This is a genomic window from Aliikangiella coralliicola (genome assembly GCF_007004725.1).
In the GTDB taxonomy this organism is placed as follows: domain Bacteria; phylum Pseudomonadota; class Gammaproteobacteria; order Enterobacterales; family Kangiellaceae; genus Aliikangiella; species Aliikangiella coralliicola.
In genome coordinates this window covers 325,868-338,599 of sequence record NZ_ML660164.1, presented here as the reverse complement: position 1 = coordinate 338,599, position 12,732 = coordinate 325,868, and the positions used below count along the sequence as shown (strand labels likewise).

The 12,732-nt window shown below is 40.9% G+C and carries 9 protein-coding genes; 6 read left to right on the top strand and 3 right to left on the bottom strand.

Annotated elements, in window-relative coordinates; translation table 11 throughout:
* Positions 1–9: 9 nt before the first annotated feature.
* Entirely contained in the window at positions 10–633 is a 624-nt protein-coding gene (locus FLL46_RS12680; protein ID WP_281281965.1) for a response regulator transcription factor, read from the bottom strand.
* Between the two features lie 211 nt (positions 634–844).
* On the opposite strand from FLL46_RS12680, the gene FLL46_RS12675 reads away from it, so the two are divergent.
* From FLL46_RS12675 to FLL46_RS12665, 3 genes are all read left to right on the top strand, one after another.
* On the top strand, positions 845–2,149 hold the full coding sequence (locus FLL46_RS12675; RefSeq protein WP_210418690.1) for a DcaP family trimeric outer membrane transporter: 1,305 nt from the start codon (positions 845–847) through the stop codon (positions 2,147–2,149).
* 626 nt (positions 2,150–2,775) lie between these two features.
* Entirely contained in the window at positions 2,776–4,662 is a 1,887-nt protein-coding gene (locus tag FLL46_RS12670) for a DUF294 nucleotidyltransferase-like domain-containing protein (RefSeq protein ID WP_142893900.1), read from the top strand.
* Between the two features lie 49 nt (positions 4,663–4,711).
* The gene (locus tag FLL46_RS12665; RefSeq protein ID WP_142893898.1) at positions 4,712–5,452 is read left to right on the top strand and encodes an exonuclease domain-containing protein; all 741 of its coding nucleotides are present in this window, start codon (positions 4,712–4,714) and stop codon (positions 5,450–5,452) included.
* Positions 5,453–5,675: 223 nt separating this feature from the next.
* On the opposite strand, the gene sthA is transcribed toward FLL46_RS12665, so the two are convergent.
* Together sthA and FLL46_RS12655 are read right to left on the bottom strand one after the other, a co-directional pair.
* Entirely contained in the window at positions 5,676–7,067 is a 1,392-nt protein-coding gene (gene sthA / locus FLL46_RS12660; RefSeq protein WP_142893896.1) for a Si-specific NAD(P)(+) transhydrogenase, read from the bottom strand.
* 234 nt (positions 7,068–7,301) lie between these two features.
* Positions 7,302–8,534, bottom strand: a complete 1,233-nt coding sequence (locus tag FLL46_RS12655; protein WP_142893894.1) for a bifunctional alpha/beta hydrolase/OsmC family protein — start codon at positions 8,532–8,534, stop codon at positions 7,302–7,304.
* A gap of 484 nt (positions 8,535–9,018) precedes the next feature.
* Between FLL46_RS12655 and FLL46_RS12650 the strand changes: the two genes are divergently transcribed.
* The 3 genes from FLL46_RS12650 to FLL46_RS12640 all read left to right on the top strand — a co-directional run bounded on the left by FLL46_RS12650 (position 9,019) and on the right by FLL46_RS12640 (position 12,711).
* Entirely contained in the window at positions 9,019–10,410 is a 1,392-nt protein-coding gene (locus FLL46_RS12650; RefSeq protein ID WP_142893892.1) for a sensor domain-containing diguanylate cyclase, read from the top strand.
* Between the two features lie 174 nt (positions 10,411–10,584).
* Positions 10,585–11,286, top strand: coding sequence for a response regulator (locus FLL46_RS12645; protein ID WP_142893890.1), 702 nt, complete (start codon positions 10,585–10,587; stop codon positions 11,284–11,286).
* 33 nt (positions 11,287–11,319) lie between these two features.
* Complete coding sequence (locus FLL46_RS12640; RefSeq protein WP_142893888.1) at positions 11,320–12,711, top strand: ATP-binding protein; 1,392 nt, start codon at positions 11,320–11,322, stop codon at positions 12,709–12,711.
* The last annotated feature ends 21 nt before the right edge of the window (positions 12,712–12,732 follow it).

Sequence of the window (12,732 nt, the reverse complement as noted above, 5' to 3'; positions counted from 1 at the left end):
AATAATCTTTCAAACTTTATTGGCGATCAACACAACTTGAGTTCGGTTATTTACTTTGAGCTTACGCATTATCGCCGTAACATGGGCTTTGACTGTCGCTTCTGTGATATTCAACTCATAGCCAATTTGTTTATTGAGCAATCCGTCAGCTAATAAACTAAAAACAGCAAACTGTTTTGGCGTTAGCTGTTCAACTTGTTCGTTTACAATATTCTTTGATGCATCAGAATTTACTTGAGCAGTTTGAGCTAAACGCTCTAACTCTGAAGGAAAACTTAGTTCGCCCATTAACACAGTTTCTATCGCCAGTGAAATTTGACTAATACTCGCAGACTTTGAAACAAATCCCAAGGCTCCGTTCCGCTGCGCCTCAAGCATAACTGAAAGGTTTTCATCAGCAGAAATAATAATGACCGGCAGCTGTGAATAACATTGCGTAATGTTTCTCAACCCTGAAAAACCATCAGCGCCAGGCATATGCAAGTCCATCAAAAGTAAATCTGCACCACAGCAATCCATCAGCAGTCGTTCCAACTGCGAAACACTATCTGCCTGCAAAAATTCTGCGGCAGGCATTATCGATGCTAACACTTGCTTTAAGGCGGCGCGGAAAAGCGGATGATCATCAGCAATAATAATTTTTTTAACTGAATGTAGATTAATAACCTCGCTCCCTTTTCGTTTACCTTTTTATTCTAAACAACCCAGTTACCATTGACCACTCTATTTAGATTAGACTTTAGTCTATACACGAACGATTTAGACTAATAGCTAATAGTCAACTGAGGTTGCTTAGGTGCAAACTCGTTGTTCTTCATAAGAAAAAACAGGCGAGTGAAGGACAATGACAAACCCGATAAAAAAACTAACTAAGACGATTGGCGCACCACTATTATTTCTCCCCGTATTATTCACAACCAGTTTAACAGCATCGGCTGAAACCGTTGATGAACGAATTAGCAAACTTGAATTACTTGTCAAACAGTTGAAACAGGAAGTTAATCGAGAAAAGCAGGCTAAAAGTGAAAAACAACATCAGCAACCAGCCTCATTAAAAAAGTTAAAAACAAAACCTCAAAATAGTTATTCCTTTGGCGGCTTTATTAAAGCGACTGCTTCCATCACCGATTACAGCGATGGAGATTTGGCATCGGGGAGTGCAGGCAGAGATTTCTACATTCCAGCAACCATTCCCGTCGGTGGCCAAAGTGAAGGTGAGGATTTCGACTTCTCAGCGAAAGAAACGCGTATTAATTTTAAATCCAAACATTACCTTGATAATGGTGAAGCTATAACAACCAATATTGAAATGGATTTTCTATTACCACCTGGCGGAAATGAACGCGTGAGTAACTCGTATAATCCACGCATGCGGCACGCTTATTTCACTTACGGCAACTGGTTGTTCGGACAAACCTGGTCAACATTTCAAGATGTTGGTGCATTGCCCGAGTCGGTAGATTTTCTGGCGGCATCAGACGGCATTGTATTTGAACGTCAACCCATGGTTCGTTACACCAAAGGGCCATGGCAATTCGCGCTGGAAAACCCTGAAACAACGATTACGCCATTTGGCGGCGGTGGGCGCATTGTTGCTGATGACAATGGTACACCAGACATCGTTGCACGTTATAATCATCGCGCCAACTGGGGACATATCAGCCTCGCCGCACTATTCAGAGAATTAGCTTATGATACCGGCTCAATTGATAATTCTACTTCATCCACAGGTTTTAGTTTAACAGGCAAGTTGAAAGTCGGATCGAAAGACGATATTCGATTTAATTTTGCTTCAGGTTCAGGTATGGGTCGGTACGTTGGTCTTAATACTGCTAATAGTGCTGTGTTGGATGCAAATGGCGACTTGGAAGCGATTGATTCGACTTTAGGTGCGGTGGCTTATCGGCATTTTTGGAATGCGCAGTGGCGATCTAATTTTGTTTTTTCTGCGATGAGTATTGATAACGATGTTAATTTAACTGGTGTTGGGGTGACAGAGTCGGTTGAGAGTTTTCAGGTTAACTTGTTGTTTAGTCCGGTGAAAAAATTGACATTTGGGGTTGGGGTTTTGAGTGCGGAGCGAGAGCTTGAAAGTGGTTTGGATGGGGATTTTCGGCGGCTTATGTTTAGTGCTAAGTATGGGTTTTAGTTTTTTAAAGTCAAGGGCGTTTCGCACCGCTTTGCTTGCGTGCGACCTTCTTTTTTCAAGAGCTAAAAAAGAAGGCAAAAAAGCCCGTGACGCTCGCGCTGAGCATGGATTGACAGATATGCTTGTTGTGAGTAAATCCAAACTCGTACCATCTTCGTTTGCTATTAGATTTACACACCAATCAATTAGTTCTCGGTATGGGCAAATAGTAATGAGAACTAAATTCGAGATACGTCAATTATTAATTTGCTAATCATACATAACTAGACAATGCTTTCTTAGGTAGTCTCGAACTTAGTGCATATTAGTTAATTGCCAATCGTTATTCTTCTCGACAGGTGTTTAAATATTAAAGCGAATGAAAGAGGTCTGTGTTTGGACAAAATCAAAACAAGAGGCTCTGTCAATAAATGGCCCAGTGCAAACGTAAACGGCTTTTTTGCTTACTTTTGCAGCTGTTGGCAAAAGTAAGTCGCACGCAAGCAAAGCGGTGCGAAACGCCCTTAACCTAAAAAGCAACTGATCAAAATCAACATTAAACAACAAACTACAAGCTATACTTACTCAACACCCCACTAGCTATTGCAGCTATCAAAGGTCAAAACCAAAAATTTGGAAAACTCTGTATGGAAATCGAAAACCTGGAAATATTCCAATACCTCACAAATTGCGAACCAATCAGCCAACTCGACTCAAAAACACAAAAAAAACTCGCACTAAGCATTGAAATAGTTTATTTCAAAAGAGGATCAATTATTCTTCAGCCTGGTTCCATCAACCAGTGGCTTTATATCATTCGAAGCGGCGCTGTCGAACGCACCCAAACCGACGGTAGTATCGTCGCCCAATTTGCAGAAAAAGATATTTTCGGTCAAGCCTCCTTAAAACGAGGAGGTACTGTAGAACGGAAAATACAAGCTATCGAAGACACATTGCTATACCGATTTCCAAAAGAGATTTTTTTCGAACTCATTCAGACAAACTCTTACGTTAAATTTTACTTCGAAGGCTTTCAAACCAACGAACAAACAGACAATCAATCGAACCACCAATCGAACGCGGTAACCCTCGATAGCCATGTTCAATCAGCTGACTTCAATCGTACCCAGGTAAAAACATTAATTCACGAAAAAGCGCAAACGGTAGACCATAAAATCAGCGTCGCAGAATGTGCCAGGATAATGCAAACTACCGGCTCGACTTCCCTGCTGATTACCCAAAATGAAAAAGTGTTAGGTATTGTTACCGATAGAGCATTTTGTACAAAAGTCGTTGCTCAGGGACTTTCCCATGAAAGCCCGGTCGGACTGATAATGAGTGATAACCTGTTAACCATCGACGCACAGAATAGTGCTTCTGAAGCTTTACTCACTATGGCAAGACACAATATTCGCCATTTGCCGGTAACTTCTCACAACGATATTCTGGGAGTGCTAACCGCCACCGACTTGATCCATAGACAAAGCAATAATCCGATTTACCTGATTAATGAAATTCATAAAGCAAAAACGCTAGAACAATTGGTAAGACACTCTCGGCAAATTCCAAAAGCTTTAATTCAAATGGTCAAAAATGGGCATAACGCTAAAGATACGAGTTATTCCATCAGTTCAATTGGTCGAGCAATTAACCAGCGTCTAATTAAACTTGCCGAAGAAAAGTTTGGGCCGCCGCCAGTTAAATATGCCTGGATAATTGCTGGTTCGTTAGCTAGAAATGAGCAAACCATCCACACAGATCAAGACAATGGATTAATTCTGGACGACTGCTATGATGAAGATAAGCACGGCAAATATTTTAGGCAACTTGCGCACTTTGTTTGCGACGGACTAAACGACTGTGGATATATCTATTGTCCCGGCGATGTGATGGCAACCAATAAAAAATGGCGACAGCCACTTTCCCAATGGAAAAGCTATTTCCAACAGTGGATAGTAAAACCGGAACCTAAAGCTTTAATGTACGCCAGCATATTTTTTGATCTGAGATGCATTTACGGAGAAACGAGTTTTTTGATGGCGCTAAACAAGCAAGTTAACCAATTAATCGCCAGCAATAAAAAGATGCTCAATTACATGGCCTCAAACGCACTTCACAATACACCACCACTCGGGTTGTTCAGGAGTTTCGTTCTTGAAAAACATGGTTCAGAAGAAAAAGCACTCAACATGAAAAAACGCGGTGTTGTGCCAATAACCGATCTGGCGCGCGTTTATGCCCTATCCTGTGAAGCAAGCCCTATCAATACCCAGGAAAGGTTACAAACAGCATTTGATAATAACGCTTTAAGCCAATCAGGGTTAATGGATCTTTGTGACGCTTTCGAATTTTTAAGCTTCATCAGGCTTTGTCATCAGGCAAAACAAGTGGAAAAAGGTGTTGATGCCAACAATTACTTACTACCGGAAGAATTGTCTTCTCTTGAGAGACGCCATTTGAAAGATACCTTTGAAATTATCAGAACTTACCAGAAAGCTTTAGAAAGTCGATATCAAGCAAGTTTGATAGCATAGCTTTGGACGAACAGAAAATGTTCTGCCCCCTAAGAAGGTGAAATAACCTGTGAATTTATTTTTTAAGAAAATTCGAAATAGAAACAAAATAAATGAAAACCTCAGCGCAACCACGCGTTCCAATTACGAACAATATCTTGCGAGCCACCCTGCAACTTGCAATGCTAATAATCATGAAGAAAAACTGTCTGAGAAAGAACTCGGTGATACACCACTAATTGCTGTCGACTTTGAAACCACAGGTTTAAACGAGACTTATGATGAAATTATCAGTATGGGATTTTGCCCCATTGTTGATAATAAAATTCGCCTTGCCGATTGCTTACATATCGTCATAAAACCCGAGCAGGCACTGAGTAGCGAAAATGTCGCAATCCATGGACTCACCGACGACCAGGTGAACGCGGGCCTGTCTCCAGAACTTGGATTATCAAAATTTTTAGAACTCACAAAAGGCAAGGTCATTGTCGCCCACTATCATCAAATAGAGCGAACTTTTATACAGAATTTAGCGAAAAAAATACTAGGGCGTCCTATCCCACTCAGTATCATCGATACATTTGAAGTAGCCAAAACCATCAAACGCCAAAACCAGCAGCCAATCACTTCAAATTCTTTGAGGTTGTTTAACTTAAGGAATGAAATCGGCTTACCTCATTACAAAGCACATAATGCACTTGAAGATGCAATTTCAACTGCCGAATTGCTTTTGGCGCAACAAGCGTTATTAGATTTACCAAATGAAAAAATTTTCCTGAAACAATTAGGATTAATCAACTACAAAAAATAATCACTAATCAACATAAAAAAGATCTCACCGGTTATCCCCCTGCCAAGTAGGTTGGGTAGACGAAGGAAACCCAACAATTCTCACAGGTAGCTATAATCTGAAAATAAATTAGACAGCCCCTTAACTTCAAACCCCATTGTTGGGTTTCGCTCGCTCAACCCAACCTACCTGAGATCAACTTTCTATGCCGAAATACCTAAAGATGAAGATAAGATTCTCGCACTCATAAACGATTCAACCCATTCAAGGCGGCTACACGATATGCCTCAGCCATCGTTGGATAGTTAAAAGTATGGGTCACGAAATACTCAATGGTATTGCCCTCACCTTTCTGAGCCATTATTGCCTGACCGATATGCAAAATTTCCGCTGATTGATCGCCAAAGCAATGAATCCCCAATAGCGCGAGTGTTTCTCGATGGAACAATAACTTCAATACGCCAACATCTTCTCCAGTAATTTGAGCGCGCGCAGTATCTTTAAAATAAGCTTTCCCCACTTCATAGGGAACTTTTGCCGCAGTGAGTTCACTTTCAGTTTTGCCGACGCTACTGATTTCAGGGATGGTGTATATGCCGGTTGGAATATCTTCAATAAGCAGCGGATGTTCTTTATCAACAATTCTAGAGGAAGCACATCTTCCCTGGTCGTAAGAAGCACTGGCAAGCGCCGGCGCACCGATAACATCGCCTACCGCATAAATGTTTTTAACATCAGTTCGATAGTAGGTATCAACTTCCAGCTGTCCCCTTTTATTCGCTTCCAGTCCCACCGCCTGCAAATTGAGTTGTTCAGTATTTCCTGCGCGACCGTTAGCCCACAAAAACAGGTCACCTTTCAGTATCTTGCCACTTTTCAGACTAACTATTATTTTGTCAGGTTCAGTTTTTAATGAATCAAAAGTCTCACTGTGTCTAATTAATACACCCAGACTTCTCAGATGGTAACTCAGTGCATCGGAAATTTCATCGTCCATATAACTCAGTAATTTATCGCCAGGATTCACCAAATCGACTTTACAGCCCAAGCCATTAAATATCGACGCATATTCACATCCAATCACGCCGGCACCATAAATAATGACACGTTTAGGCGTTTCTTTTAGCGTCAGGATTTTGTCTGAGTCGAACACTCTTGGGTGGGAAAAGTCGACATTACTCGGTCGATAAGGTCGTGAGCCAGTTGCGATGATGAACTGTTTTGCAGTAAGCTCAAAATTGCCTTCTTCATCGTTTTCAATCGAAATGGTGTTGTCATTTTTAAAACTGGCAGTACCGTGAAAAATTGGAATGTCATTGCGACTATAAAATCGACTTCGCATACTAACCTGTTTTTTAATCGTATCTTCTGCAGACTGCATCACTTGTTGAAAAGTGAGTAATTTGGGTTCACTGATAGCTCGAAAAAGCGGATTTCGATTAAACTTCATTACAGAATGTACCGAGTGCCGCAAGGTTTTCGACGGAATGGTTCCCTGATGAGTACAGTTCCCTCCCACAATTTTTCGGGAGTCTACCAAAGCTACTGACAAACCGTGTTTACTGGCATTAATGGCGGCACTTTCACCGGAGGGACCGGTACCGATGATTATCAGATCAAAATTTTCACTGTTCATTTTTCATTCACAAAGGCTGGAGTTGCTAGTATTTGATACTAGTACTTAATTTCTAGTCGACTTTCTATACGAGCTTTTAATTATTATAGACCGTTATTTCAGGCGCGTATTATGAGCAAAATGCGACACATAATCCAGTTGAAATGAGTTTTTTAGCGGGCATTTGCGAATCAATTGCAAACACGGACAAAAGCCCACTGTGTTCTAACCATAATCTCAATACTAACCATAATCTCAATAGTAGTCAGCGAGCGCAGTACGAATTTCCATTTTACCGTGTAGCGTTTTATGAACCGGGCATCGATCAGCGATCTCTAATAAGCGTTGCCGCTGCTCCTCGCTCAAATCGCCGGCAAGCTGGATCTTTTTCTCCAGCACCTCAAGTTGAGCAGTCGACTTCTCACAGTCTTCACAATCTTTAATATGCTCTCGACTATGCTGCAGTTCAACTACGACATCTTTCAAAGGAATTTTTTTGCGGTTAGCGTACATGCGAATAGTCATCGAAGTACAAGTGCCTAGTGCGGCTAACAGATGTTCATAAGGATCCGGCCCCAAATCATTACCGCCCACTTCCGTCGGTTCATCGGCTAACCAGAGATGACTGTCTGAAATAACCGCTCTGGTAAATTGTTTATTTTTCTCGATGATGTGAACGTGTCCTTTTTTAACCTTAGAGTCTTCCGCAACAATTTCATCTTTGTCATCCAGGTATCTGCTAACCCATGCTGCAATGGTTGAAGCGACGTACTCGGCATCCTTCGCTTTTGTCAGCAAATGATCAGCATCATCCAGGCTGACAAAACTTTTTGGATGCTTAGCACTGCGATAAATTTTTTCGGCCTCATTGATAGAAACCGTTTGATCCAGCGGCGAATGAAAAATAAGTAATGCCTTTTTCATTTTTCCAATTTCTTCTGACTGGTGATGACTGGTCAAATCGTCCAGAAACTGTTTTTTGATCGTAAATTTACGCCCGGCTAAATTCACTTCAGCTTTTCCCTGATGTTGAATGGTATCAATGTCACAGGCAAATTGTTTGACCACATGTTGAGGGTCAGAAGGCGCACCAATCGTCACCACACCAACAGCTTCGGGCACGCTGTTAGCCGCCGCAAGAACCGCCGCTCCTCCTAAACTGTGGCCAATTAAAATCGAAGGGGCTTTATAGTTTTCTCGCAAAAACTCGACCGCATGTATTAAGTCCTGAACATTGGTAGAAAAATTTGAGTTAGCAAAATCACCATCACTGCTCCCCAGGCCAGTGAAATCAAATCTTAAAACCGCGTATCCTCTGGCAACTAAGGCACGAGCAATTCTAGATGCGGCAACAATATCTTTTCCACAAGTAAAACAGTGAGCAAACAGTGCAAATGCTTTCGGTGATTTATCTGGCGTCTCTAACAGCCCAGCCACTTTAAGACCGTCAGCACCCGGAAATTCGAGTTTCGTTCTGCGTTTACCCATGGGACTCTCCATTTATTCAGACAATTTACTTTTCTTCGATATCAATTCAGCTCGAAGCATCTATACAAACCAGTTACTTTTTTAAACGGGTTACTATTTAAACGGGTTACTATTTAAAATCATTACTCTCTATTCTAGTCGCAATTCGGCGTGTTTTAGTTTATGACGTTAAAAGTCTGGGCATTGTTACGGCTAATCAAGAGTCCTTTCACTGATATTTCTCTTAAACCCGCGAAAATAGCCCGCAGATCATTCGATTCCTAACAAACCAAAACTTTAATATTGCACGCTAAATATAACCTCATATTAATTACACTGCCTATTTTTATTGGTCCATAACTAACTTTTATTATACTTACAGGCTGATTCACCTCACTTTCTTATGACATTTACTCATTTTGTGTAACATTGTAAATATCGCTTTATTGGACTAGATTTTAAAGTATGACAATAAATAATAGCGCCACTTGCAGTTGATTTTTTGATGAAAGTGAAACGAATCTGGTGGGTTAATGGTGTCGTCGCTTCGTTGTATTTTATTCTTGGACACGGGGCTTTCTCGATCGCCGTTTCTCATCAAAATATTACTAGCGTCATTTTTGCCCCGGAAGGCGTTTCACTAGCCTTCGCCATTTTATATGGCCGACGAGTATGGATCGGTGTTTTTGTCGGCCAGCTGTTGCTAGCATTATCCACTGCATTACCCTTGCTTATCGCATTGAGCATCAGTCTTTCCAATAGTTTGGAAGTCATTATCGCCGCCGTTATTTTTCAAAAAATAAAAATTTCGCCAGAACTTAATCGCATCCACCACCTGGTATGGTTACTTTGTATTGTCGCTTTGGTGTTACAACCTTTTAGTGCAACCTTTGGTTTATTGCCTTTTTGGCTGACAAATCGAATTGCGGAAGATCAACTAGCATCAGCCTGGATCTATTGGTGGTATGGTAACAGTTTAGGTCAATGTCTGGTGGCCCCTTTAATTTTAAGTTGGAGTCAATTTCCCTGGAAAAAAACTTTCGGAAACTCTCAGTTCGGAGAAGTTTTTGCGATAACTCTGTTAATGAGTATTATCACTCTAATCGTGTTCGAAAGGTTTCCCGGACTAAAATTTGATCACCCTCTTTCAATTTTTGCCGTTCTTTTCCCGTTGTTTTGTTTAGGCGCCATTCGTTACGGAATGAGAGGTGCAACAGCCATGAGTGTGGTTACAACCATTATTGCTGCTGATTCTACAGCAAAACAACTCGGTCCATTTACCATTGGTTCTGGGCTCGATAGTATCGTTTACCTGAACAATTTTATCGCTGGCGCAACCGTCACCGGATTAACGATTGCGGCTATTTTTAGCGAGCGAAAATTGTTGCTCGACAAATTAACTGAGTTAGCTTATACCGATAGTTTGACGTGTATCGCTAATCGACGCGCGTTTATGGAAAAGGCGCAAGATGAGTTTAATCGCTGCCAACGCTTTAATGATGATATGTCAATCATTCTAATTGACGTTGATAAGTTTAAACAAATTAATGACCGTTTTGGTCACAATGTGGGCGACAAAGCCCTAAAGTCAATAGCTAACCTGATTAATCAATCTCGACGCTCAATTGATACTGTCGGAAGAATGGGCGGCGATGAATTCGCCGTGATAATGCCGAAAACTAACAGTGCTTCGCGACAGGCATTTCTTGAGCGACTCATTGAAACATTTGAAAAAACCGCTTTTATCGTTATTAACAATACAAAAGTAAAAGTGACAGTAAGTATCGGAATGGCTTCTTTTAGAAAAGAAGACGCGAGTGTTGAAGCTATTATTCATCGAGCCGACCAAAGAATGTATCAATACAAAAATAACACCGCCATTAATGCATCTGCGTGAATTATTTTTTGGTCGCCAATTCTGCTCACCAATATGGTCTTCTCAACCCGTTATTAAATAACTCAGTCGTTTGATTATTTTTCCAGTAGGCCCGATAATGAATTACCGTAAAAAATTAACAAGCGATCTAAGTTAGGTAAACAACAACCAGCGCTGAGACATAGAAGATTCGAAATGAATAAAAGCCAATCTCCCCCATTAATTGTCATTGTAGAAGATGATTTAGAAATATCCCGGCTTACCACGCTATTGTTAGAATCGGAAGGATTTCATTGTCAAAGCGTTAACAATGGCAAAGACGCTGAAGCTCTGATCAAAAAATGTGATCCTGCATTAGTCATTCTTGATGTTATGCTTCCCGGCCAATCTGGCATAGAAGTTTGTAAAAGCGTAAGACCTTTTTATCAAGGCGCTATTTTAATGCTAACGGGCTGTGACGACGACATTACTCAATTGAGTTCGTTTAAGCAAGGTGCTGACGATTATGTTATCAAACCGATAAAACCCCATTTACTTTTGGCAAGAATCAACGCACTGTTAAATCGTACATTGCCCCGTTCTAAAGAAAAAATGAAACGCTATGATTTTGGCTCGTTAACAATCGACTGTAAACGCAGAGAGGTCAGTATTGCAGGCGAAATTATAGACGTGCCCAGTTCCGAATTCGATATCCTGGCACTGCTCTCACAAAAAGCCGGAGAGGTCGTTAGCAGAACAGAATGCTGTGAAAACTTGCGTGGCCTGGCTTATGACGGGCTTGATCGATCAATTGATATGCGTATTTCTTCACTGCGAAAAAAACTTGCCAAGTTTCCTGAGCACGAAAAACGAATTATCACTGTTCGCACCCGTGGATATATGCTGGTACAAGATTAATTTAAAAAATAACAATAAAAGGGTTAATCAGGCATGTTCAAGAAAAAAAGTCTATTTTGGCAACTCTATTTTAGCGTCTTAGGCGCAATAGCTTCGATCGCCCTGCTTTTCATCGTCATTTGGGCTTACCTCAATCAACAGTCGGACACAGATGACTTTTATCGAGATACCCAATACGCTGCAGCACCAATTCTCGCGGCATGGAATAAACAACCTGTTTCTTCGAAAACGAATCTAAGCCAACAAGATTCACTAAAAAAAATCATTCGACAACAAATTAATGACTACAGCTTTAGAATAGAAATTATCGGTTCTTCTGAACTGGAGACCCGGCTTGAACATTTCAAATTTCTGAACACGATAGGTCAATCTCGAATCTACCAACACAGTGAAGACGATACACTTGCCTCTGTTCAAAGACTCAATAATAGTCAGTTTTGGCTGGTCATTGCAGATCTGGACGTCGACCCTGAAGCTGAAGAATTAACGCCGATATTACGCGCTCAATTTGAGCAGGAAATAAGAGAGGATGAGTTATCGGCGTTTACAGTGAATATTGTAGCACTTAGTTTATGTGCCATTATCGCTATTGTCCTCTTCTTACAAATTAATGGTATTAAGAAGCACCTGAGTAAATTAGTTGTTGCGAGCGAACAATGGGCTAAGGGTAATTTATCAGCGCGCGTAGACGATGCTCTACCGATCCCCCTCGATAATCTTGCGAATAGTTACAATTCAATGGCGAAAGAACTTGAACGTTCCATTGCAGAACAAAAAGTCATGGCCCATGCAATTTCTCACGAATTAAGAACTCCACTTAGTAAAATACAATTAGCCATGTCGTTACTAGAAAGAAAATTTAACTTTCTTACCGAGGAGGAACTTCACCACGATTTACTTAAGTATGTCGATGAACTTGAAAACCTCGTCTCGAAAACCTTGACCCTGGCGAAACTTAACCATTCAGTGGTTAATAAAAAGCTAGAATCATTTGATATAAACCAGTTGGTCGCCGATCGAATTAATGAGCAGAAAAGACTTCACCCTACTAAGTCAATTCAACTGACATCGACAAAGCCTGTTCAGTTTGAGGGTGATCAATTTCTACTACAAATGGCCATCGACAACCTATTAAAAAATGCGTTTAAATATGCGAATAAAAAAATTAATGCCTCAGCTAACATCGACGGTAACGATATTAAAATTACGATTGAAGACGACGGAAAAGGAATTTCTCCCGAGTCACAAGAGATAATCTTGATGCCCTTCTCCAGAGTCGATGAGAGTCGCGGACGAGATAGCGGTGGATTTGGACTGGGACTAGCAATAGTGGACTCAATTGTTCGTCAACATTCTGGACAAATTGATTTTTCCAACAGCTCGTCAGGCGGGCTTTCAGTCTCTATAACACTGCCATTAATCTAGCTGCTTACAAACCCTTACATT